Source organism: Janthinobacterium sp. GW821-FHT03C10, from assembly GCF_059420865.1.
Genome location: NZ_JBWKUN010000004.1, coordinates 553,530 through 575,581 on the forward strand (window position 1 = coordinate 553,530; position 22,052 = coordinate 575,581).

General features: G+C 65.6%; 20 protein-coding genes. 16 read left to right on the plus strand and 4 right to left on the minus strand.

The genetic code is table 11. The features are described from left to right. Window positions 1–68 precede the first annotated feature (68 nt). Window positions 69–1,100 carry a TIGR03790 family protein gene (locus AC07VH_RS16755; protein WP_494804029.1) on the plus strand — a complete coding sequence of 344 codons (1,032 nt, stop codon included), beginning with the start codon at window positions 69–71 and terminating at the stop codon, window positions 1,098–1,100. 54 nt (window positions 1,101–1,154) lie between these two features. Here the strand turns inward: AC07VH_RS16755 and AC07VH_RS16760 are convergent, their stop codons facing one another. Next, a complete protein-coding gene (locus AC07VH_RS16760; RefSeq protein WP_494788723.1) occupies window positions 1,155–1,874 on the minus strand; it encodes a PEP-CTERM sorting domain-containing protein in 720 nt (239 codons plus the stop codon). A 455-nt stretch (window positions 1,875–2,329) separates the two neighbouring features. Between AC07VH_RS16760 and AC07VH_RS16765 the strand changes: the two genes are divergently transcribed. From AC07VH_RS16765 to AC07VH_RS16780, 4 genes are all read left to right on the plus strand, one after another. Beyond that, window positions 2,330–5,323: an ExeM/NucH family extracellular endonuclease gene (locus AC07VH_RS16765; protein ID WP_494788724.1), complete on the plus strand. Its 2,994-nt coding sequence runs from the start codon at window positions 2,330–2,332 to the stop codon at window positions 5,321–5,323. Between the two features lie 10 nt (window positions 5,324–5,333). Continuing rightward, window positions 5,334–5,972 carry an NF038129 family PEP-CTERM protein gene (locus AC07VH_RS16770; RefSeq protein WP_489628439.1) on the plus strand — a complete coding sequence of 213 codons (639 nt, stop codon included), beginning with the start codon at window positions 5,334–5,336 and terminating at the stop codon, window positions 5,970–5,972. Between the two features lie 193 nt (window positions 5,973–6,165). Continuing rightward, window positions 6,166–6,888 carry a winged helix-turn-helix domain-containing protein gene (locus AC07VH_RS16775; RefSeq protein WP_494788725.1) on the plus strand — a complete coding sequence of 241 codons (723 nt, stop codon included), beginning with the start codon at window positions 6,166–6,168 and terminating at the stop codon, window positions 6,886–6,888. Then, window positions 6,885–7,556, plus strand: coding sequence for a LuxR C-terminal-related transcriptional regulator (locus AC07VH_RS16780; RefSeq protein ID WP_494788726.1), 672 nt, complete (start codon window positions 6,885–6,887; stop codon window positions 7,554–7,556). Before AC07VH_RS16775 ends, AC07VH_RS16780 begins: the two co-directional genes overlap by 4 nt. Here AC07VH_RS16780 and AC07VH_RS16785 read toward each other — a convergent pair. From AC07VH_RS16785 to AC07VH_RS16795, 3 genes are all read right to left on the minus strand, one after another. Further along, window positions 7,553–7,966 (minus strand): protease inhibitor I9 family protein, encoded by a 414-nt coding sequence (locus AC07VH_RS16785; protein ID WP_494788727.1) that lies wholly within the window; start codon window positions 7,964–7,966, stop codon window positions 7,553–7,555. The two genes, AC07VH_RS16780 and AC07VH_RS16785, sit on opposite strands and share 4 nt — an antisense overlap. Window positions 7,967–8,083: 117 nt before the next feature. Next, complete coding sequence (locus AC07VH_RS16790) at window positions 8,084–11,236, minus strand: S8 family peptidase (RefSeq protein ID WP_494788728.1); 3,153 nt, start codon at window positions 11,234–11,236, stop codon at window positions 8,084–8,086. A 42-nt stretch (window positions 11,237–11,278) separates the two neighbouring features. Further along, window positions 11,279–12,037: an NF038120 family PEP-CTERM protein gene (locus AC07VH_RS16795; protein WP_494788729.1), complete on the minus strand. Its 759-nt coding sequence runs from the start codon at window positions 12,035–12,037 to the stop codon at window positions 11,279–11,281. 478 nt (window positions 12,038–12,515) lie between these two features. Between AC07VH_RS16795 and gspG the strand changes: the two genes are divergently transcribed. From gspG to AC07VH_RS16850, 11 genes are read left to right on the plus strand one after another with little or no spacing between them, the layout of a single operon-like run. Further along, a complete protein-coding gene (gene gspG / locus AC07VH_RS16800; protein WP_475415177.1) occupies window positions 12,516–12,959 on the plus strand; it encodes a type II secretion system major pseudopilin GspG in 444 nt (147 codons plus the stop codon). A gap of 36 nt (window positions 12,960–12,995) precedes the next feature. After that, window positions 12,996–14,201: a type II secretion system F family protein gene (locus AC07VH_RS16805; protein ID WP_494788730.1), complete on the plus strand. Its 1,206-nt coding sequence runs from the start codon at window positions 12,996–12,998 to the stop codon at window positions 14,199–14,201. Then, a complete protein-coding gene (locus tag AC07VH_RS16810; RefSeq protein WP_494788731.1) occupies window positions 14,198–15,904 on the plus strand; it encodes a GspE/PulE family protein in 1,707 nt (568 codons plus the stop codon). The genes AC07VH_RS16805 and AC07VH_RS16810 overlap by 4 nt, the downstream gene beginning before the upstream one ends. Then, window positions 15,897–16,727 carry a hypothetical protein gene (locus AC07VH_RS16815; RefSeq protein ID WP_494788732.1) on the plus strand — a complete coding sequence of 277 codons (831 nt, stop codon included), beginning with the start codon at window positions 15,897–15,899 and terminating at the stop codon, window positions 16,725–16,727. The genes AC07VH_RS16810 and AC07VH_RS16815 overlap by 8 nt, the downstream gene beginning before the upstream one ends. Beyond that, window positions 16,724–17,272 (plus strand): ubiquitin family protein, encoded by a 549-nt coding sequence (locus tag AC07VH_RS16820; RefSeq protein WP_494788733.1) that lies wholly within the window; start codon window positions 16,724–16,726, stop codon window positions 17,270–17,272. Before AC07VH_RS16815 ends, AC07VH_RS16820 begins: the two co-directional genes overlap by 4 nt. After that, a complete protein-coding gene (locus AC07VH_RS16825; RefSeq protein WP_475415182.1) occupies window positions 17,269–17,841 on the plus strand; it encodes a hypothetical protein in 573 nt (190 codons plus the stop codon). The genes AC07VH_RS16820 and AC07VH_RS16825 overlap by 4 nt, the downstream gene beginning before the upstream one ends. After that, window positions 17,838–18,365, plus strand: a complete 528-nt coding sequence (locus tag AC07VH_RS16830; RefSeq protein ID WP_475415183.1) for a hypothetical protein — start codon at window positions 17,838–17,840, stop codon at window positions 18,363–18,365. The genes AC07VH_RS16825 and AC07VH_RS16830 overlap by 4 nt, the downstream gene beginning before the upstream one ends. Further along, on the plus strand, window positions 18,365–20,392 hold the full coding sequence (locus AC07VH_RS16835) for a secretin GspD/PilQ domain-containing protein (RefSeq protein ID WP_494788752.1): 2,028 nt from the start codon (window positions 18,365–18,367) through the stop codon (window positions 20,390–20,392). The genes AC07VH_RS16830 and AC07VH_RS16835 overlap by 1 nt, the downstream gene beginning before the upstream one ends. Further along, entirely contained in the window at window positions 20,389–20,871 is a 483-nt protein-coding gene (locus tag AC07VH_RS16840) for a type II secretion system protein (protein WP_489628427.1), read from the plus strand. Before AC07VH_RS16835 ends, AC07VH_RS16840 begins: the two co-directional genes overlap by 4 nt. Window positions 20,872–20,874: 3 nt before the next feature. Continuing rightward, the gene (locus tag AC07VH_RS16845) at window positions 20,875–21,267 is read left to right on the plus strand and encodes a type II secretion system protein (RefSeq protein ID WP_326457288.1); all 393 of its coding nucleotides are present in this window, start codon (window positions 20,875–20,877) and stop codon (window positions 21,265–21,267) included. Between the two features lie 5 nt (window positions 21,268–21,272). Then, window positions 21,273–21,938, plus strand: a complete 666-nt coding sequence (locus AC07VH_RS16850) for a type II secretion system protein (RefSeq protein WP_489628426.1) — start codon at window positions 21,273–21,275, stop codon at window positions 21,936–21,938. The last annotated feature ends 114 nt before the right edge of the window (window positions 21,939–22,052 follow it).

Here is a 22,052-nt window from a genome sequence, read left to right on the forward strand (position 1 = left end):
GGAGCTATAATCGTCACGCACAGTGGGTGGCTGCGGCATGGCTGCTTCGATCTTCCTCAACGACGATATTGACCTTGCATAAATCTCTCTTCCTTTCGCTGGCGCTGGCCGCCGGCATCGCACGTGCCGATGCGCCGTCCATGCCCCTGGGATTGCATGCCGCGCAATTGGCTGTCGTAATCAATGACGCCGAGCCGAACAGCATCGCGGTGGGCGAATATTACCGCCAGGCGCATGGCATTCCTCCTGCAAACGTGGTGCACGTGAATATCCCGAATCGCCCGCGCAAGCTCAGTGCGGAGCAGTTTGCGCAGTTGAAGGAGCGTATCGATGCCCAATTGAAGCCCCATATCCAGGCCGTGCTGATGGTGTGGAGCGCGCCCTACGCGGTCGAATGCAATTCCATCACTTCCGCCTATACCCTGGGCTACGATGCGGGGCAGTGCGCGAAGACGTGTGACGCCGGCAAGCCCAGCACGTATTTCAACAGCAATGTGCCGCAACCGTTTACGCAGATGGGCATGCGCCTTTCCATGCTGCTGCCCGTCGACTATGTGGAAGAGGCCAAGGCCGTGGTGGACCGCGGGACGGTCAGCGGTTTTTCCGTGCCCGCCGCCAGCGCGTATTATCTGACCACCAGCGAAAATGCGCGCAACAGCCGTGCCGCCTTTTTTCCGCCTGCCGGGATCGTGCGCCAGCGCAAGCTGACGGTCAAGAACATGAAGGCCGATGTGCTCGATGGCGCGCAGGACATCATGGTGTACCAGACGGGCATGGCCAAGGTCGCCAAGCTCGATACCCTGCGTTTCCTGCCCGGCGCCCTGGCGGATCACCTGACTTCGTTCGGCGGCGATCTGCAGGGAACGGCGCAAATGAGCAGCCAGCGCTGGCTGGAGGCGGGCGCAACGGCCAGCTACGGGACCGTCAGCGAGCCGTGTAACTATTGGCAGAAATTCCCGAATTCGACTGTCTTGCTGCGGCGCTACCTGACAGGGATGACGGCGCTGGAAGCGTACTGGGGCAGCGTGGCGTGGCCAGCGCAAGGCCTGTTTATCGGAGATCCTCTGGCGGCGCCGTATGCCGCGTTCCGGCGCCGCTAGGCCCCCAACGCGTTCCGCCGTAGACATAAAAAAAGGCTCTTGCGAGCCCTTTGTCTATGCCTGCATGCTGCTGCGGCGCTTGCGGCGCGCGGCCAAGGCGGCCATGCCCAGACCAACGAGCAGCATGGCGTAGGTTTCTGGTTCAGGCACGGCGACTACTGGCGGCAAGATGGGGTTGGGAGCGTTGCGTCCGTCGATGCCGCCACCGGAGCCACCGGAGCCGACTCCGCCATTGCCTGCAGGTGCAGGCCGGCCGCCGTCGGACGATACCATCAGCGGTTCATACATGGCGGAGGCTGCGCGGCCCACTCCGCGATAGCCTTCGCTGCCGGTAATCGCTTCACTGGTTTCTTGCGCAACAAAGTCGCGCGTGCCTGCACTGTAGTCAAAGCCATCTTGCTTGATGCCTGTCCCCAGGCCGTTGCGGCTGGCACGGCCGTTCGTATCGAACTGGCTCAAATCATGGCCGCGACTGTCGAAATGCGGCTTGCGCAGCACTTGCGACGATTCCGTGTCGCCGAATTCGGGTAGCGAGCCCTTGCCGTCATTGGTGCGCCAGCCCATGCCGACGGCACCATTGGCCAAGCGGCAGGCACTGTAAGTGCTGTTCATGTCGGCTTCATTGGCACCGCCATTGGTTCCGGTGCTGCTTGCTTCGCAGCGCTTGTCGTCGGTTGCCGCCGGTGCCGCCGCTTGCGCGCGCGCGTAGCCCGCACTCAATGCCAATGCGGCGGTGATCAGGGATAGCTGGATGGTGGTGCTGAATTTTTTCATGGTGTGTTCTCGCTAGGTGTTCATGCTGGCAATGCCTGCATGCCGCTTGATCCGTTTTGTCCTGCAACAGATTCAAGGCCGTTCATCGACTCGGATGGACCGCATTCCGAGGAGTCAGGCGTGGACTGGGCCTTCCCCATCGTGCTAACTGCATATTTTCTAATAGGCAAGCTTTTAAAACTTGCAAGGAATAAAACTTATTTAATAGAAATATATCATGTTTTGGCTAAACATGCAGTTCCAGCTTGCGCCCAGGTCCCGTCTGTTGCGGGTTTGATACTTGCTGAAAAAATAAACACATGTGGCTTTTACTCCGTTCGGCTTAATCAAATGTCATCAAGTCGTCATCCCGGGCCTTTAATATGCAAATAACAAGTCTCAAATACTTTTGTTAATTGTGGCGCGCCGGCCCATCATGCGGGACCGGCGTCATCTATTTACCGACCGGGATCCTCATGCACACCTCGTTTTCCCCCTTGCGCACGCCGCTGCGCCTGACCGTCATGGCTACCCTGCTGGCCAGCCTGTCCGTGCCAGCCCTGGCGGCTTCCGATATCGTCATCAGCCAGGTGTATGGCGGTGGCGGCAATACGGGGGCGCTGTACCGCAACGATTTCATCGAACTGTTCAACCGCGGCGCCAGCCCCGTGAACCTGAGCAACTGGAGCGTGCAATATGCGTCGGCTGCCGGTTCGAGCTGGGCCGTGACGGCCTTGCCGGCTATCGATTTGCAACCGGGCCAGTATTTGCTGGTCCAGCAAGCCAAGGGCACGGGCGGCACGCAGGATTTGCCCGCGCCGGATGCGTCGGGGAGCCTGGCCATGTCCGGCACGGCCGGCAAGGTGCTGCTGAGTAATAACAAGACGGCCCAGACGGGCACCAGCCCCACGGGCGCCGCCGTCGTCGACCTGGTCGGTTTCGGCACGGCCAACGGTTTTGAGGGCGCCGTCGCGCCTGCCCCATCGAATACCCTGTCGATCGCGCGGGCGAATGGCGGCTGCGGCGACACGGACGATAACAGCGCCGACTTCGCCGCCGGCAGCGTGACGCCGCGCAATACGGCTTCGCCGCTGAATGTCTGCGGCGGCCCCGTCGTGCACCAGATCATCACCAGCTGCCCGGCCAGCCTGGCGCTGGCGCTGGGCAATGGCGGCAGCGCCGTGCTGCGCGCGTCCGACGTGGATGGCCTCGTGAATGCTGCTATCTTGAGCTCGCCGGCCGTGGCCGGCATCAGCCTGGCCAATTTCAGCGCGGCCGGCGTGGCGGGCGAGAGCGCCAGCGTGAGCCTGCTGGTGGCCGCTGGCGTGCCGGTGGGCAATTATCCCGTCGTCGTCCAGTTCAGCAACGACCAGCAGCAAACGGCGTCATGCAAGGTCGACGTCGCCGTGCAGGGCCTGGCCGCCATCAGCCACACGATTCCGCAAATCCAGGGCAGCGGCGCGGCCAGCCCCTACGCCAATTCCGTGCAGACGACCGAGGGCGTCGTCACACTGAAAGTGGGTACCGGTTTCTTCATGCAGGACGCGGCCGGCGACGGCGACCCGTCGACCTCGGACGGCATCTTCGTGTACACGGGCGCGACGGCCACGACGGTGCAGCCGGGCGAACTGGTGCGCGTGACGGGCACGGTGTTCGAGTACACGCCGTCGGGCGCGAAAAATTCCTATACGGAATTGAAGGACGTGACGGCCATCCTCACGCAAAGCGCGGGCCACGGCATCGTGCCGGCGAATGTGACCTTGCCGAACGAGAACCTGGCGGCCGTGGAAGGCATGCTGGTGCGCTTCACGCAGCCGCTGACCGTCTCGCAAAACGCCTACCTGGGCGCGCGCGGCGAACTGAGCCTGTCGGCGGGACGGCGCGAAGTGCCGACCAACCGCTATCCGGCTGGATCGACCGAGGCGCAAGCCTTGATCGCCGCCAATGCGAACAACCTGATCGTGCTCGATGATGGCATTTTCGTGGCGCCGCCGACGATACCGTATATCGGCCAGGACAACACCGTGCGCAGCGGCGACACGGTGGCCGACCTGACGGGCGTGGTGGATTTCGGTGCCATCGGCGGTGGCGGGGCCGCGTATAAATTGCAGCCGACGCAGACGCCGCAATTTTCGCGCGACAACCCGCGCACGGGCAGCCCGGAACTGCCATCAGGCAACGTCAAGGTGGCCAGCGCCAATGTGCTCAATTTCTTTACGACCTTTACCAATGGCAATAACGTGTTTGGCCAGACGGGGCAGGGCTGCACCGTGGGTTCTTCTACCACCAAGAGCAATTGCCGCGGCGCCGACAACCTGGCCGAGTTCGTGCGCCAGCGCGACAAGATCGTGGCCGAACTGAAAGCCGTCGATGCGGATGTGGTGGGTTTGATGGAAATCCAGAACAATGGCGAAACGGCCGTCACCTACCTGGTCGAGCAGCTCAACGCGGCCATCGGCGGCGTCACCTACGCCGTGGTGCCGAAGCCGGCTGCCACGGGCACGGACGCCATCCGCGTGGCCATGATCTACAAGCCTGCCAAGCTGGGCCTGGTGGGCGGCGCCCTGTCGGACGCCAACGCCATCAACAACCGTCCGCCGATGGCACAGACCTTCCGCGCCGCCAACGGCGAGAAATTCTCGCTGATCGTCAACCACCTGAAATCGAAGGGCAGCTGCCCGTCGAGCGGGCTGGACGCGGACCAGAACGATAGCCAGAGCTGCTGGAACGCCACCCGCGTGCAGCAGGCCCAGCGCCTGGTGGGCAGCTTCGTGCCGCAGGTGGCGGCCGCTGCCGGCGACGCGGACGTGCTCGTCATCGGCGACTTGAATTCGTATGGCGCGGAAGACCCGATACAGGTCATCACGGGCGCCGGCTTCGTCAATGAACTCGAACGTTTCGTGCGCCCGTCCGGCATGCCGTATTCGTACGTGTTCGGCGGCCAGAGCGGCTACCTCGACCATGCGCTGGCCAGCGCCTCGCTGAGCCCGCAAGTGGCCGGCGTGGCCGAATGGCATGTGAATGCGGACGAGCCGGAAGTGATCGACTACAACATCGATGCGGCCAAGCCGCAAGACCTGTACAACGCCTTGCCCTACCGCGCCTCGGACCACGACCCCGTCGTCATCAGCCTGGACTTGCAGCCCGCCTACCGCGACATCACGGCCGCCGTCTCGACGTCTAGCTCAGGCCTGACGTTCAACCGCGCGACGCAAAAGTACACGGGCACGTTCTCGTTCACCAACACGGGCACGGCGGCCATCAGCGGCCCGTTCCAGGTGGTGTTCGGCGGCTTGCCGGCCGGCGTGACCCTGGCGAACGCCACGGGCAGCCATGCGGGCGCCGCCTATGTCACCGTCAATGCGGCCAGCCTGGCGCCGGGCGCGACGGCCTCGTTCGCCGTCAGCTTCACCAATCCGTCGAAAGTGACGATCAATTACTCGGCCAGCATCTTCGCCGGCAACTTCTAAGGACTTGACCATGTTGACAGCAAAATTCAATCTCACCCTGCGCCGTGCCGTGCTGGCCGCCCTGCTCGCTGGCAGCAGCAGCCTGGCGCTGGCGGACCCGCTCGCCTACCGCGTGGAAATCGATACGAGCGCCTTTTCCGGCGCCGGTTTCCTCGACTTCGCCTTTATCGCCGGCAACAGTCCCGCACCGGGCGCCAGCGCCGTGCTCAGCAACTTCTCGGGCGCCTTTGGCGCACTGGAATCGCTGGAAGGCAATGTCAGCGGCAGCTTGCCCGGCACTTTGACCTTCGGCAACAGCGGCGCCTACAACGACTGGTTTCACAACGTGACCCTGGGCGGCAAGTTCGGTTTCAACATCGTCTTTGACGGCGACTTCCTGAACACGGCCGGCAACGCAGGCACGACGTTCGGCGTGGGCTTGCTCGACTACACGGGCATGGCTTACCTGGGCAATGCGAACGGCAATCTCGTGCAATTCGAACTGACCCCGCTCAATGGCGGCTTGCCCGCCAGCATCGCCGGCAGCACGTATGCGAGCATCGCTTCGATCTCGGCCGTGCCGGAAGCGTCGGAATGGATGATGCTGACGGGCGGCCTGGCGCTGATCGGTTTTGCCCTGCGCCGCCGCCAGCCCGTCTTGCCGGCATAAGGTACAGTTGTCCCGCCTGAACACAGCGTGCCCCTGGTGCGCTGTGTTTTTTTTCGCCTATTTATTTGGAATAGCTATAAATCAGGAAACTAAATTGTATTAGTCAGCGTTTTACGCTTGATGCATAGTCAAAAACTTGTCGGGCCGTCTAGTTTTTCATGGAGGGCCGCCAACTTTTTCGGAAGGATGCATCATGCGCCGTCATATTCTGCTGCTCGATCCCGCGCCCGCCATGCAAGCCTTGCTGCTGCATAACCTTGAAGGGGCCGGCTACCGTGTCAGTTGCGCCCTGGATGGGCGCGGCGCGCAGGCGCTGATGGCCGTGGATGCGCCCGACTTGCTGCTGCTGGAATGGGAATTGCCTGACGCGTCCGGCATCACGCTGCTGCGCCAGCTGCGTCAGGACGACGCACTGTGCGACCTGCCCATCATCATGGTCAGCGCGCGCGACAGCGAACAGGACAAGGTGCTGGCGCTGGAAAGCGGTGCCGACGATTACCTGTGCAAGCCCTTCGGCCCGCGCGAGATGCTGGCCCGCGTGCACGCGCTGCTGCGCCGGCGCGCGCCATCGGCCTTGCGCGCAGGCGCAAGCACGTCCGGCGCCAGCGTCTTGCGTCTCGATCCGCATACCCTGCGCGTGACGGCCGGCAGCGTGCCCGTCAGCCTGGGCCGCGTGGAATTCAAATTGCTGCATTTCCTCATGGATCATCCCGGACGCGTGCATAGCCGCGCGCACCTGCTGGACCAGGTGTGGGGCCATGCCGCCTATCTGGATGAACGCACGGTCGATGCCCACGTGGGGCGCTTGCGGCAGGCGCTGCAGCCGGGCGGCTGCGGCCACCGCATCGAAACCGTGCGCGGCAGCGGCTACCGTTACCTGGCCGCCGATGTCGCCAGCGCGGCCGTGTGCGCATGATGCTGCTGACGGGGCGGGAACAGGAATACCTGCTGCACGCCATCCTCCGCGCGCATGGCATCGCCGAGTCCGGCGATTTCTTTCTCTGGAGCCAGGGGCCGCTGCAAGCGCTGTTGCCGCACGACATATTAATCTGCGCCCAGCTGGGCGCCGACGGGGCCGTGCTGCGCAGCGAAGCCTGGCACAGCATCGTGCCCGATCACGCGCAGTTGCGCGAGCGCCAGGGCCAGCTGGCGCGCCTGGCGCTGGCCTGGCGCGCGGGCGGCCAGAGGGCGGGCGTCATCGATGGCGTGCTGGTGCACGGCAGCGTGGGCGAGGGGGGCGGCAGCTTCTTTGCCCTGTTCGCCATGGGAATCGTGGACGCGGCACGCCAGGCCTACGCGCTGGAATTGCTGCTGCCCTACCTGCACCTGCACTGGCTGGCGCTGCCAGGCAGCCGGCTGGCGCCCTTGACCGGTCCGTGCGCCACGCGCGCAGCCAGTGCGCGCGAACTGGAAGTGCTGCACTGGGTGCGCGAGGGGAAGAGCAATGACGAGGTGGGGCAAATCCTCGGCATCAGCGGCACCACCGTGAAAAGCCATTTGCAGCGCATCTATAAATTATTGGGCGTGAGCAACCGCACGCAAGCCGTCTCGCGCGGCATCGCGCTGCGCCTGCTCAGCCATTAGCGCTGGTCCTGTATTTTATTCTTGCCATTGCCGCCGCCATCCTGCGTGTGTTCGATGCTGCCGGGCGACACCCGTGCCACCTCCGGGCTCGCTTGCAGGCGCGCCACTTCGTCCGTCGTCAGCATGGCGGCAAAGCCATTGAAGGCCACGGTGTAGCGATATTGCACTGGAGCATCGGGCACCAGCGCCAGCACGGCGCGCTGCTGCGCTTCGAGCTGGGCCGTGTAGCGCCGCGCGGCGTCGCTGTTCGTATCGAGCCCATGCACGCCGTCCGCCTGCGAGGCCAGCGGCGGGGCGCGCAATTGCACCAGATACGACAGCCGCGCTGCGGCGGCCTGCGCCGCGACAGGCAGCGCATGGACGCTGACCATGCCGGCCAGGATGGCAATACTGAGGCGAAATGCGGACATGCAAGCTCCCTTGGCGCATGGCGCCCATGCGCCGATTGTACGCGCGTCGCGCATAAAAAACGCGCCCCGCAGGGCGCGCCGTCGTGTTATGGCCTGGAATGGCCTGGAGCGATGCCGTTACAGCTTGGCGTCCGTTCTTACGTTGCGCTGGCTGGGGACGGCCAGCGGCAGCGGGTTGTTGGTCTCCACCGACAGCACGGTGGTGGAGGCTGCCGCGTTGTTGCCATCAAGGAAGACTACGCCGCCCAAGTAGCGCTTGCCCGTTTCCAGGCCCGACCAGCTGACGCCGGCCGTGGCGCTGCCGCCCACGTACACCTTGCTGGGCAGGGTGGCTTTCAGGTTGCCGCCCTTGTCGGCTGTCGTGACGACGGCCGACGACAGACCGAAGCCGGTCGATACGCCATTTGCCAGTTCATAGCCGATCACGCACACCTTGTAGCTGCCTGCCGCCGGGGTGGTCACGGTGATCGCTTCGTTCGAGCCGGCCGTGGCCGAGGTGGCGACGGTCGCGCCGGCGCCGTTGAGCAGCAGCAGGTCGAGGTCGTTGCCCGTGCCTTCGGTCGTGTCGCGGTCGAAGATTTCGAAGCGCGCCACCACCGTGCTGGCGGGAATGCTGACATTGACCACGCGCGCGCCGCTGCCGCCCGTCTTGCACGCGGCAGCCATCTGCTCCAGCGTGTCGACACTGCCCGGCGCGGCCTGGCTGATGGTTTGCGCGCTGCGCGCCACTTCCTTCAGGCCGCCCGTCGCCGCGCCCACCTTGCCGGCAAAGCCGGTGGACAGGGTCAGCGAACGCAGGCCGCTGACCTTGTCGGCCTGCAGCAATGCCGGCGACTGCACCGCGCGGCCCGAGCGGGCCGTGACGGGGCTGCGCACCGTGTGCACGCCGTCGCTCCACACGAGGGCGCCATACTGCCAGGCGTTGTCCGGCGCCGTGGTGCGCGTCAGTGTCACGGTGAAGGATTTGGTTTCGCCCGGCGCGAGCACCAGGCTGGACGGTGCTACCACCACGCTGTAGCCGCTGACCGAGGCGCTGGCCGTGTAGGTGGCGCTGCCGCTGCCCACGTTGGTGACGCGGCGCGTCACCGTTTGCGTGCCCAGCACGTTGCCGATGGTGATGGACGGCACGTTCAGGTTGTAGCCGGCGATGGTGCCGCCCGCGCATTCGGCCGACATGCCGACGCCGCACATGTATTTCTTGTAGTCGGCCAGGCTGGCGTCATACACGAGGCCGGGATCGGTCGCCTTGTTCGGCGTCACGTGGCCGGCGCCCTGGCCCCATGGCAGGATGCCGCGCGCGTCGCCCGCCTGGATGTCGGGCAGGGTGGTGCTGCCGGTCGTCATCAGGGCTGATTTGATGGCGGCAGGGCTCCAGTCCGGATGCTGCTGGCGCAGCAGGGCAGCCAGGCCGGCCACGTGCGGGCTGGCCATCGAGGTGCCTTGCAGGAAGATGTAGGCTTGCGGCGGCACCAGGCTGCCATCCTGCACGGCGTCGCGCTGGGCGCGCGACAGGGCAGGCGTGCCGCCGGCCAGGATGTCCACGCCGGGCGCCGTGACGTCGGGCTTGAGCAGGTTGGCGTCGTACAGGTTCGGGCCGCGCGACGAGAAGTCGGCCACCACGGGCGCGGCGGGGCCGTTGCCATTGGTGACGAAGCGCGAGATGGCCGCCGTGGCCGCGCCCGTTTGCGCCTGGGCGTTGATCAGCGCGCCATCGGCGGCGCTCACGTGCACGGCCGGCAGCACGTGCGGGTCGGACACCAGGCCTACGCCCGTGTCGACCAGCACCATGCCGGCGCCGCCCGCTTCCAGCACGGCGACGCCCTTGTCGGTACGCGCCGTGGTGCCGCGCAGGCAGCTGACGACCTTGCCGGCCACCTTGGCCGGGTCCAGCAGGGCCACGCCGCCGTTGTCGCCGGCGCGGTAGCACAGCGCCAGTTTTTGCGCATCGGCGCCGGGCAAGCCCGCATCCTGTGCGCGGATCAGGGTGGTGGCCGGCAGCGGATTGTAGTTGAGCGAGGCGCCCGTGTACTTGGCGCCATTGCCCAAGGTTACGGTGGCCTGGTTGGCGCGGTTGTGCGTCGAGGCGGCCACGGTGGTGATCCAGGGGCTGACGTGGGCCACGGTATTGGCCGGCCCCGCATTGCCGGCGGAGGCGGCAACGAAGACGCCCGCGTTCGACGCGTGCAGGAAGGCTTGTTCGACGGGGTCGTTGACGCTGCTGCCGCCGCTGATCGAGTAATTGATCACGTGCACGCCGTCCTGCACGGCTTTTTCGATCGCCGCCACGCTGTCGCCGCCGTAGCAGCCGTTTTTCGCGCCGGTCGGCTGGGTGGCCAGGTTGTACGACCAGCAGACCTTGTAGACTGACAGGCGGGCGCGCGGCGCCACGCCGGAAATGGCGCCCAGCGGCGAACCGCTGACGGTGACGGGCACGCCCGCATTGCCGCCCGCCGTGGACGAGGTGTGCGTGCCGTGGCCGCCTTCGCCATTCGGGTCGCCGATGGAGTCGCGCGGCGAGGTGTATTCGCTCCAGTGCTGGATCTTGTCCGTCTCGGTCAGGCGCACGGCGTTGAAATACTGCGCGCCGAGCAGCTTGTTGTTGCAGTGGTCTTGCGTAAAGCCTTCGCCCGTCTGGCAGCTACCTTTCCAGGCGGCCGGCGGCACGCCATATGCCAGGGTGGCGTTCGGATCGAAGGTGGGCGTGCCGTTGGCGTCGACCTTGTCCGCATACGACAGGTTTTCCGGCCACACGCCGCCATCGACGATGCCGATGATGATGTCTTCGCCCGCATGCTGCTTGCCGCCCAGCTGGCTCCACAGGCCGCCCGGCTGGTCCAGGCCCAGGAAGGTGGGCGTGTAGTTCGTCTGCAGGGCGCGCGGCTCGTCGGGGGCGATGCTGGCCACCTCGCCGCTGGCCTGCAGCTGGCGCACTTCGGCGTCCGTCAGCAGCGCGGAAAAGCCGTTGAGGACGATCTTGTACTGGTATTGCACGGGGGCGGCGGCGACCAGCGCTTGTACCCGCGCCTGTTTCTGTTCGAGGTAATCGCCGTACAGCTGCACTTCCGCGCTGGCCAGGTCGAGGCGGCCGCCGGCGGCTGGCTGGGTGGCGCCCAGACCTTCCACCGAGCCGGCGTAGGAAGCGATCGGTTTATCGGTCAGCTGCACGATGTAGGGACGGCGCAGGTCGTCGGCGTGGGCCTGGAAGCTCAGGCTGGCAAACAGGCTCAGTACGGCGAGCGAAATGGGGCGTAGAGCGGGACGGAATGTCATGTGGGTTTTCCTGGTAACGGTAGCGGGAATCAAAGGGGCGGATCAGGCTTGACGGCGGCGGCGCGCCACGAAACCGATGCTTGCCAGGCCCAGCAGCATCATCGCGTAGGTCGATGGCTCCGGTACCGAGGCGACGATATTGTCGAGCGCAAACTGACCCTTGTTGGTGCTGAAGGCGTTGCAACTGCCGGCCGTGTTGCAAGTGAAACCGAAGAAGGCCAGCGAGGCGAACTGCTGGCTGCCGAAGTTGGCGCTGGTGTTGTAGCGCTGGAACTGGAAGTTGCCGCCCAGCGGGCCGCCCAGCTGGTACGTTTCATACAGGGAAGAGCCGTCCGCATAGAAGCCTTGCACGCGCAGCAGACCGGCGACGGCCGGATAGGTGACGCCCTGGGCGTAGCCGATGAAGCTGGCGTCGAAGCCCTGCAGGCTGATGCTGCCGCCCGTCTTCAGCGGATCCAGGTAGACGATGCCGTCGTTGAGGGATGCATAGTAATTGCTCGTATTGTTGCTCGGGCACGCCATGCCGCAGGCGGCCGGGTCCGTGCCGTCGAACACGGCGCCGACCAGGTCGCCATAACTGGCGCCGGCGGCATTCGAGGCACCCGTCAGCAGGAAGTTGCCGAATTCCAGCGAGTCGCCGTGGCCGACGAACTGGCTGTCGAGGTTGTCAAAGTTGATCACGTCCGCGATGGCGGCGGGAGCCCAGGCGGCGGACAGGGCCAGGATGGCGGCGCCAGTCCACTGCTTGGCCGAGAAAGGACTTGCTGCGGCAGTTGCCTTCGAATGCACAATACGAGTCATGAATTTTCCCTTGGTGATTATGTAGGATGCAATATGTTTTGCGTCTGGGATGCTCTCTCCTGCGCGGCCGGCGGATAGGACCAATGCGGACCAATGCGTAGAAAATTGACTTTTACTATAGCAAAAGAGGCAATTGCATTGTTTGATATTCTTTCAAATTTAATTTGAAAGTTACAAATAATGAATGAATAAAATTCATCATTTACTATGACTTGGCAACCAAAAGTAGATAGTTTCCGCATTGAAAATAGTTGAATAATTGACTAGCCAGTCAAGCGCGCGCGGCGCCGTGGCGGTTTCGCGCACACTGGATGGTTTCCGCAGGAATTTGTTGTTCACAGTGCAAAGAAAAGATTGTATTAACCATAACCGGCATGGTAGGCTGATAAGCATCAGGCAAGCGCGTGTCGCCCGTGCGTGGCCATCCGCCGCGCGCAGCGACGCAATGTATTGAAGGTAGGCAATAAGGAGTTACCGGATGCATGCAGCACACAGGCAGAATCTTGCGGCAACGCGCCAGGCGCGCGGCTTTACCTTGCTCGAACTGCTGGTGGTCATCGTGATCATCGGCTTGCTGGCGGCCTATGTGGGCCCCAAGTATTTCGCCCAATTGGGCAAATCCGAAGTGACGGTGGCCAAGGCGCAGATCGAGGCATTTGAAAAATCGCTCGACACCTACCGCCTCGACGTGGGGCGCTATCCGACCACGGAAGAGGGCCTGGCCGCGCTGCTGGCCGCGCCGCCCACCGCCGGCACGCGCTGGAATGGTCCCTACCTGAAAAAGGCCGTGCCGCTCGACCCGTGGGGCCATGCCTATCAATACCGCGCGCCCGGCAGCAAGGGCGAGTACGACATCGTCTCGATGGGCAAGGATGGCCAGCCCGGCGGCAGCGGCGAAAACGCCGACATCAGCTCGCAATAGCGCCAGCGCCATTCTTTTTCCTACGGACAAGCCATCATGCAGTTTGAAGTACGCGCGCTTTCCACGGACCAGGCCGTTGCTACCTTGACGACGTGCGTGATCGATGGCCGCGACGAGGCGGACGCGCGCCGCCAGGCCGAAGCGCGCGGCCTGTTCGTCAGCGCCATCCGCCCCCTGCGCGCCACGCCGTTCAGCGCCGCCGGGCGCCAGCGCGCGCGGGCCTTGCCCCTGCTGCTGTTCAGCCAGGAATTGCTGGCGCTGCTGCAGGCGGGCCTGGGCATCGTCGAGGCGCTGGAAGCCTTGCTGGAAAAGGAAGCGTCGCCGGCCACGCGCAGCGTGCTCACGCGCCTGCTGGAAGGCTTGCGCGAAGGCAAGCGCTTTTCCGCCGTGCTGGCAGAGCAGGCCGAGCTGTTTCCCCCCTTGTATATCGGCATCGTCAAGGCGGCGGAAGGCACGAGCGACTTGCCGCGCGCGCTGTCGCGCTACATCGACTACCAGCAGCGCATCGATACGGTGCGCGCCAAGATCGTCAGCGCCGCCATCTATCCCGCCATTTTGCTGGCCGTGGGCGGCGGCGTCAGCGCCTTCCTGATCAGCTATGTGGTGCCCCGTTTCGCCGAGGTGTACCAGGGCGCCGGGCGCAATCTGCCGTGGATGTCGCAAGTGATGCTCAGCTGGGGCCAGTTCGTCACCGAACATGGCCTGCTGCTGTTGCTGGGGCTGCTTATCACCGGCAGCGTACTATTGACCGCCGTGCGGCGCGTGCTGCGCCATGGCGGCGTGGCGCGCCTGCTGGCGAAGCTGCCCGGCATCGGCGAGCGCGTGCGCATCTATGAACTGTCGCGCCTGTACCTGACCCTGGGCATGTTGTCCGAAGGGGGCATCACCATCGTGCAGGCGATTGCCACCGTGCAAGCGATGGTCTCGCCGGGCATGCAGGCATCCTTGCAGGGCGCGCGCGCGGCCATCGAGGCGGGCCAGCCCCTGTCGTCCGCCTTCGAGCAGCATCAACTGACGACGCCGATTTCGCTGCGCATGCTGCGCGTGGGTGAGCGCACGGGTGACATGGGCCCCATGCTGACGCAGTCGGCGGCCTTTTACGACGGCGAAATCAGCCGCTGGATCGACCGGTTTACGCGCACCTTCGAACCCTTGCTGATGGCCGCCATCGGCCTGGTGGTGGGCGCCATCGTGATCCTGCTGTACATGCCCATCTTTGACCTTGCCGGCGATATCTCATGATGCCCTCCGCAGCCGAATCCACCGTGGCCATCGCGGCCATCGACCCTGCGCTGCTGCAGCGCGCGCGCATCCTGAGCCGGCAATCGAAGCGCAGCCTGGTCGAGGAATTGCAGGAACTGAGCGGCATCGAGGCGCGCGCCGTGGTGCGCGAACTGGCGCGCCCGTTCGGCCTGGACGTGCTGGAAACGGCCGACATGCTGGCGTTGTCTCCCGCCTTCGATGTGCTGCCCCTGTCGCAGGCGCTGGCGCGCCACAGTGTGCTGCTGCGCGGTGCCGACGGCCAGCTGGTGGGCGTGATCGCCGACCCCTTCGATCTCGACCTGCAAACCTGGCTGAGCGCGCGCGCCGGGCAGGGCGTGTTGAACGTGCGCCTGGCGCTGCAGGCCGACATCGGTGCCTACCTGTCGAAGCAGGAAGAATCGGCGCGCGCCGTCGACAACCTGCTGCCCGGCGCGGCGAACGACGCGCGGCGCGACGGCAAGACGGCGGCCGTGCTGTCGTTCGCCAGCGTCTCGGAAGCGGCCAGCCCCGCCGTCAAGCTGGTCAACTCGACTTTATATGACGCGCTGAAGGCGGGCGCCTCGGACATCCACCTGGAAAGCACGGCCGGCGGCCTGGCCGTCAAGTACCGCGTCGACGGCGTGCTCGATCACGCCACGTCCGTCAACGGCATCGAGGTGGCCGAGCACATCATCTCGCGCCTGAAAGTGCTGGCCGAACTCGATATCGCCGAGCGCCGCGTGCCGCAGGACGGCAGCTTCCGCGTCGAGTCGGGCGGGCGCGAAATCGATTTGCGCGTCTCCATCATGCCCAGCATCCATGGCGAGGACGCCGTCATCCGTATCCTCGACAAGCGCGCCATGATCGAGGCGTACGGCGCCCTGACCCTGGAAGCGCTGGGCTTTGACGCGCCGTCGCTCGAAGCCCTGCGCGCGCTGGCGCAGGAAGCCTACGGCATGCTGCTCGTCACCGGCCCCACGGGCTCGGGCAAGACGACGACCCTGTATGCGGCGCTGACGGAAATCCACAACGGGCGCGAAAAGATCATCACCATCGAAGACCCCGTCGAATACCAGCTGCCAGGCATCCTGCAGATCCCCGTGAATGAAAAGAAGGGACTGACCTTTGCCAAGGGCCTGCGCTCTATCCTGCGCCACGACCCCGATAAAATCATGGTGGGCGAGATCCGCGACCGCGAGACGGCGGAAATCGCCGTGCAATCGGCCCTCACGGGCCATTTGGTGCTCACGACCGTGCATGCGAATAATGTGTTCGACGTGTTCGGCCGCTTCACGCACATGGGCATCGACCCGTATGCCTTCGTCTCGGCCCTGAACGGCATCTGGGCGCAGCGGCTGATCCGCACCAACTGCCCCCATTGCGCGGTGGAGTACACGCCCGACGACGCGGAACTGGCCAGCGTGGGCCTGGCGCGCGCCGACGTGGCGGGCTATGAATTCAAGCAGGGCAAGGGCTGCGGCGACTGCCGCGGCACCGGCTACAAGGGGCGCCGCTCGATCGCCGAAATCCTCGTGCTGACCGATGAAATCCGCGAACTGATCGTCGACAAGAAGCCGATCCGCCAGATCAAGGCGGCCGCGTATGCGAACGGCACGCGCAGCCTGCGCCTGGCGGCGCTGGAGCTGGTCAGGCGGGGCGCCACCACCATCACGGAAATCAAGAGGGTCACCCTGCATGCGTAGAGGACTTGGACAAGCGCTGCGCCTGGGCGTGGCGGCGGGCAAGGTGAGCCTGTGGCGCAGCAGCCGCTGGCGCGCGCCCGCCTGGACGCCGCTGGGCGAAGCCGCGTATGCGCCGGACGAGTCGCTGCATGGCGACTTTGCCGCCCTGGGCCAGGCGCTGGCGCAGTTGCTGGAGCGATTGCTGCCGGCGGGTCAATACGCGGGCTGGCCATTGTCCGTGGTGCTCGACGATGGGCTGGCGCGCCTGTGGCGGGTGGACCTGCCGCAGGGCGCCGCGCGCCTGGCCGACATCGAGGCCGCCGCCGCGCTGCGCTTCCAGTCGCTGTATGGCGATGTGCCCGGCTTGTGGCACAGCAGCCTTGCCTGGGATGCGCGCGCGCCGTTTTTCTGCGCCGTGCCGCGTGCGCTGCTGGCGCAGCTGACGCGCGTGGCGGCCGAACGCAAGCTGGCCCTGATCTTTATTACACCGCAATTTGCGCGCCACTGGAACCGCTGGCACGGCGCGCTGAAACCGGGCGCCTGGTTTGGCCAGTTGCAGGAAAACGCCTTGACCCTGGGCGTGCGGCACGATGGCAGCCTGCTTGCCGTGCGCGCGCTGCCCGTGCCGCAGGACGCGGGCAGCGACTGGCTGGCGCAGACGCTGGCGCGCGAAGCGCTGCTGCAAGGCGTGCCCGCGCCGGCGCTGCTGCAGCTGTGCGGCGCGCCGCCGCCCGCATGGCTGGCGCCGGCGAAAGCGCTACGCTGCCAGGTTTTTTCCACGCCGGACGGGGATGGCGCCTTGTCGCCGGCCGCCCGGCTGGCGCGCAGCGGAGGCGTGGCATGACGCGCCTCGATATCGATTTCGCGCCGCCCGGCTGGCGCCGCAGCCTGCACCGCGTGCCCGCCTGGGCCTGGTTCACGGGCGCGCTGGGCCTGGCTTTGATCGCCACGGCAGCGTGGGCCGGCAGCGCCGCGCTGCAGCACCAGCAGGCAAGCGAGGCACGCTGGCTGCTGGCGCAGCAGCGCGTGACGGCCGCCATGCAGGGGCCTGCGCCTGCGCCGCAAGTGCCGATCGCGCCCGCGCAGGCGGCGGCCGTGAATGCGGCCATCCTGCAATTGAACCTGCCGTGGCGCGATCTGCAGGATGCGCTGGCCAGCGCCACGCCGCCCGCCATCGCGCTGCTGGCGCTGGAGCCGGACGCGCGCAAGCGCGTGCTGAAGATCACGGCGGAAACGACCGGCAGCGACGCCATGGTGGCCTACATCGCGCAATTGAAGCAGCAGGAGCTGTTCGGCTCCCGCGTGCAGCTGCTGCGCCATGAAATCAACGCGCTCGATCCGAACAAGCCCTTGCGCTTCCAGCTCGAAGCGCGCTGGGGTACGCCATGACGGCCATCGACATCAACATCTTGCGCCTGCGCGCGCAATTGCTGCTGCGCCGCCTGGGCGTGCCCGCCTGCCTGGCCGTGCTTCTGCTCGCGCTGGGGATCGCCGCCTGGGCGTGGGCGTGGCAGCAGCGCGCCGTGGCGGCGCGGCTGGAAGCGCGGCCCTTGCCGCAGCCATCGCTGGCCGTGGCGGTCTTGGCGCCGCCGGCGACGGCCAGCGAGAACCTGGCGCGCTTTTATGCCGCCCTGGGACAGCAGCGCCACGCGGAGCAGCAGGTCAAGCAGCTGTTCGACCTGGCCGCGAAAAACGGCTTGTTGCTGGCGCAAGGCGAATACAAGAGCGGCTACGACAAGGCCAGCAGGGTCGCCACCTGGCAGGTGACCTTGCCGCTGAAGGGCAGTTACGCGGCCGTATCGCAGTTCGCGCTGCAGGCGCTGCGCGCTGTCCCCTTCGCCTCGCTCGACGAACTGAGTTTTCGCCGCGAGCAGATCGCCGATACGCAACTCGAAGCGCGCCTGCGCCTGACCTTTTATCTGACCGATACGCCTGGCGTTGCGGGAGAAACACCATGACCCCGCGCCATTGGCTCATGCTGGCCGGCTTGCTGGGCGCGGGCGCCTTGCTGCTGTTCGGCGAGCGCCAGCCCGTGTCCAGCGTGGCGGAAGCCGTGGAGCGGGCCGTCGCGCCTGCGCCCGCGCGCCATGCGGCCGCCAGGCCGCCAGCCGCGCAACCGGCCATCCTGGCCCTGCTGCCGCGCAGCGAAGTGGCGGGCGAGGATGGCGACACCTTCGGCGGCGCCGGCGCTGTCTTCCAGAGCCAGAACTGGAATCCGCCGCCGCCGAAGGTGGTGGCCGTCGCCCCGCCGCCGCCACCGCCGCCGATGGCGCCGCCGCTGCCCTTCGTCTACCTGGGCAAGGCGGCCGCCGACGGCGCATGGGAAGTGTTTTTGTCGCGCGCCGACAAGACATATATCGTGCGCGCCAATACCGTCATCGATGGCGCCTACAAGGTCGTGACGATCGCGCCGCCCGTCATGACGCTCACCTATTTGCCGTTGAACCAGGTTCAGCAGCTCAACATTGGAGTACTCGAGTGATGCCTCGTTCCTTTTCATCGGCGCCGTTGCTGGCGCTGCTGGTGCTGCTGTCCGGCTGCGCAGGGCAGCAAGCCTACCGCGACGGGCGTGAGCTGATTGCGCAAGATCAAATCCCGGCCGGCCTGCAAAAGCTGCAGGAAGCGCTGCAGCAGGACCCCGGCAACGCGCAGTACCGCAGCGCCTGGCTGCAGGCGCGCGAACGGGCGACCAGCAGCCGCTTGCAACAGGCCGAGCGCCAGGCGCAGGCGGGCCAGGGCGAGCTGGCGCGCGCCTCTTTCCTGAGCGTGCTGGAAATCGATGCGCAGAACGAGCGCGCCAACAGCGGCTTGCGCGCGCTCGAACGCGAGCAGCGCCAGGGGAAATTGCTGTCTGAGGCGCGCACGGCGTTTGAGGCAAAACAATACGATCCGGCGCGCCAGCGCCTGAACGCCATCCTCACCGAGCAGCCGAGCCACGCCGGCGCGCGCGCGCTGCTGCGCGAGGTCGATGAAAAAACGGCGCCGCCCATCGTCGAATCGGGTCTGGCCAAATCGTACAAGCAGCCGATCACGATCGAGTTCCGCGACGCGCCGTTAAAACAGGTGTTCGAGCTGATCGCGCGCCGCTCGGGCCTCAATTTTGTCTTCGACAAGGACGTCAAGGCGGATGCGAAGACCTCGATCTTCCTGAAAAACAGCACGGTGGAATCGGCCGTCTACTTCCTGCTGGTGACGAACCAGCTGGAGCAGCAGGTGATGGATGCGAACACGATCTTGATCTACCCGAACGTGGCGGCGAAATTGAAGGAATACCAGGAAGTGCTGGTGAAAACCTTCTTCCTGGCGAATGCGGATGCCAAGCAGGTGGCCAACACGCTCAAGACCATCTTGAAGACGCGCGACGTGGTGGCCGATGAAAAGCTCAACCTCGTCATCGTGCGCGACACGCCCGAGGCGATCCGCCTGGCCGAGCGCCTGATCGCGCTGCAGGACGTGCCCGAAGCGGAAGTGGTGCTGGAGCTGGAAATCCTCGAAGTCAAGCGCAGCCGCCTGCTGGAACTGGGCGTGGCCTGGCCGACGAGCCTGACCCTGACGCCACTTTCCACTTCGGGCGGCGCGGGGCTGACCATCAACGATTTGAATAACCTGAACCAGCGCACCATCGGCGTGAGCGACCTGTCCGTGACGGCGAATGCCAAGAAGACGGATGGCGACGCGAATATCCTGGCCAATCCGCGCATCCGCGTGCGCAACCGGGAAAAGGCGAAGTTCGTCATCGGCGACAGGGTGCCCGTGGTGACCACCACCATTTCGCCGGGCACGGGCGGCTTCGCTTCCGAGTCGATCAGCTACCTGGACGTGGGCTTGACGGTGAATGCCGAGCCGACCATCTATTTGAACAATGAAGTGGGCATCCGCATTTCGCTCGAAGTGAGCAACCTGGGCGCGGCCACCACCACCCGCAGCGGCTCGACCCTGTACCAGATCGGCACGCGCCAGGCCTCGACCATGCTGCAATTGAAGGATGGCGAAAACCAGGTGCTGGCGGGCCTGATCAACAATGAGGAGCGCAGCTCGGGCAACAAGGTGCCGGGCCTGGGCGACATCCCCGTGCTGGGGCGTTTGTTCGGCAGCAGCAAGGACGACAGCCAGAAGACGGAAATCGTGCTGTCGATCACGCCGCACCTGGTGCGCACGGTGCAGCGTCCGGAAGCGAAGGAATCGGAATTCTCGGCCGGCACGGAAGGCAGCTTCCGCCGCCGTCCCGACATGGCGGCCAAGGCGCCCACGCAGATGCCGGGTACGGTCATCGTGCGTTCCGGCCCGTCCGCCGTCGGCATGCAGCCGGCGCCGCCGCAGCCACTGATGACGCCCGGACAGCTGCCGGCGCAGCCGCAGACGGTGCCCGCGCCGGAAGTGGCGCCGTCGCCCGAGCCGGCCGCATTGCCCTTGCCGATATCGTCCGGCCAGCCCGTGCCGCTGCAGGCGGCGCCCTTGCCCCTGTCGTCGAGCCAGCCGGTGCCCGTGGTGCCGCCGCCCGCCAAATGAGCGTGGTGCGCGCGCAGGGCGGCTTCACCCTGATCGAACTGCTGGTGACCCTGGCCATCCTGGGCGTGCTGGCCACCCTGGTGATCCCCGTCACGCAAGTGACGGTGCAGCGGCGCCAGGAGCAGGAATTGCGGCGCGCGCTGCGCGAGATCCGCCAGGGGCTCGACGCCTATAAGCGGGCCGGCGACGAGGGCCGCATCCTGCGCGCGGCCGATGCCAGCGGCTATCCGAAAAGCCTGGAACTGCTGGTCGAGGGCGTGCCGGACCAGCGCAATCCGAAGCGCAGCAAGCTGTTTTTCCTGCGCCGCGTGCCGCGCGACCCGTTCAATGGGGACGCGGGCTTGAGCGATGCGCAAACCTGGGGCAAGCGCAGCTACGCCAGCGAAGCGACCGAGCCGCGCGAGGGCGACGATGTGTACGATGTGTATTCCACCTCCGGCAAGACCGGCTTGAACGACGTGCCTTACCGTCTATGGTGAACCATGCCCGCTGAAAACGCCCCGCGCCGCGCGCGCGGCTTTACCCTGATCGAACTGCTGGTCGTGCTCGGTATCGTGGCGCTGCTGCTGACCCTGGCCGTGCCGCGCTACTTTCCCAGCCTCGACAAGGCGAAGGAAACCGTATTGGCCGACAACTTGCGCAACCTGCGCACGACCATCGACCAGTTCCACGGCGATACGGGGCGCTACCCCGATTCGCTGGAGCAACTGGTGGAAAAGAAATACCTGCGCGCCATGCCCATCGATCCCATCACGGACAGCGACAGCAGCTGGCTGATCGTGCCGCCGCCCGACGACACGCCGGGCCAGGTGTATGACGTGAAAAGCGGCGCGCCCGGCAAGGATCGCAGCGGCACGCCGTTCGCCGACTGGTAGCGGCCATGTACCGTTCTGCGCGCCGCCAGCGCGGTTTTACCTACCTGGGGCTAATCATCCTGGTGGCCGTCCTGGGCCTGACAGGGGCGGCTGGCCTGAAGATGGGTTCCTTGCTGCAGCGCCAGGCGGCCGAGCAGGAATTGCTCGACATCGGCGCGCAGTTTGCGGATGCCCTCTACAGCTATGCGGCCGCCACGCCGCCGGGCCAGCCGCAACAGCCGCCGACCTTGGCCGCCTTGCTGCGCGATCCCCGTACGCCCCAATTGCGCCGGCATCTGCGCAAGTTGTTCGTCGACCCCATCACGGGGCGTGCCGAGTGGGGCTTGCTGTACCAACCCGGCAGCAACGGCATCATTGGCGTGCACAGCCTGTCGAAGGCAGCGCCATTAAAGGTTGGCAATTTCGAGGCCAGGTTTGCCGGCTTCGAAGGCAAGGCCCATTTTTCGGAGTGGCACTTTATGCTGGAGGCCCGAGGGCAAACCACCCCGGCTGCGGCGGTGTCGGGCATGCCGGCGGCCGAGGCGCCTGGCATCGCTCCCGCTTTGCCGGCAGCACCGTTGTTTTCCCGCCCTGTTACCCCACCGCAAGAACAGCCACCGCCAGAGCCAGTTGAGCAGCCTGACGCGCAAAATGTCGATGAAAACACGGCCGAGCAGGCACTTTCACCGTAAAACATGGGAAAAATAGATGTATGCACTGGCAACTATTTTTCTCCAGAAATTCATGGATAGTGGCAAATATTTCATTATGAAAATAGTTATCTCAAACGAAACTTCGATAAAATA

Bases quoted from the DNA above. Each gene is read 5' to 3' on its own strand.
- AC07VH_RS16760 (WP_494788723.1), bottom strand. From the start codon at position 1,874: ATGAAAAAATTCAGCACCACCATCCAGCTATCCCTGATCACCGCCGCA.
- AC07VH_RS16765 (WP_494788724.1), top strand. From the start codon at position 2,330: ATGCACACCTCGTTTTCCCCCTTGCGCACGCCGCTGCGCCTGACCGTC.
- AC07VH_RS16770 (WP_489628439.1), top strand. From the start codon at position 5,334: ATGTTGACAGCAAAATTCAATCTCACCCTGCGCCGTGCCGTGCTGGCC.
- AC07VH_RS16775 (WP_494788725.1), top strand. From the start codon at position 6,166: ATGCGCCGTCATATTCTGCTGCTCGATCCCGCGCCCGCCATGCAAGCC.
- AC07VH_RS16780 (WP_494788726.1), top strand. From the start codon at position 6,885: ATGATGCTGCTGACGGGGCGGGAACAGGAATACCTGCTGCACGCCATC.
- AC07VH_RS16785 (WP_494788727.1), bottom strand. From the start codon at position 7,966: ATGTCCGCATTTCGCCTCAGTATTGCCATCCTGGCCGGCATGGTCAGC.
- AC07VH_RS16790 (WP_494788728.1), bottom strand. From the start codon at position 11,236: ATGACATTCCGTCCCGCTCTACGCCCCATTTCGCTCGCCGTACTGAGC.
- AC07VH_RS16795 (WP_494788729.1), bottom strand. From the start codon at position 12,037: ATGACTCGTATTGTGCATTCGAAGGCAACTGCCGCAGCAAGTCCTTTC.
- gspG (WP_475415177.1), top strand. From the start codon at position 12,516: ATGCATGCAGCACACAGGCAGAATCTTGCGGCAACGCGCCAGGCGCGC.
- AC07VH_RS16805 (WP_494788730.1), top strand. From the start codon at position 12,996: ATGCAGTTTGAAGTACGCGCGCTTTCCACGGACCAGGCCGTTGCTACC.
- AC07VH_RS16810 (WP_494788731.1), top strand. From the start codon at position 14,198: ATGATGCCCTCCGCAGCCGAATCCACCGTGGCCATCGCGGCCATCGAC.
- AC07VH_RS16815 (WP_494788732.1), top strand. From the start codon at position 15,897: ATGCGTAGAGGACTTGGACAAGCGCTGCGCCTGGGCGTGGCGGCGGGC.
- AC07VH_RS16820 (WP_494788733.1), top strand. From the start codon at position 16,724: ATGACGCGCCTCGATATCGATTTCGCGCCGCCCGGCTGGCGCCGCAGC.
- AC07VH_RS16825 (WP_475415182.1), top strand. From the start codon at position 17,269: ATGACGGCCATCGACATCAACATCTTGCGCCTGCGCGCGCAATTGCTG.
- AC07VH_RS16830 (WP_475415183.1), top strand. From the start codon at position 17,838: ATGACCCCGCGCCATTGGCTCATGCTGGCCGGCTTGCTGGGCGCGGGC.
- AC07VH_RS16835 (WP_494788752.1), top strand. From the start codon at position 18,365: ATGCCTCGTTCCTTTTCATCGGCGCCGTTGCTGGCGCTGCTGGTGCTG.
- AC07VH_RS16840 (WP_489628427.1), top strand. From the start codon at position 20,389: ATGAGCGTGGTGCGCGCGCAGGGCGGCTTCACCCTGATCGAACTGCTG.
- AC07VH_RS16845 (WP_326457288.1), top strand. From the start codon at position 20,875: ATGCCCGCTGAAAACGCCCCGCGCCGCGCGCGCGGCTTTACCCTGATC.
- AC07VH_RS16850 (WP_489628426.1), top strand. From the start codon at position 21,273: ATGTACCGTTCTGCGCGCCGCCAGCGCGGTTTTACCTACCTGGGGCTA.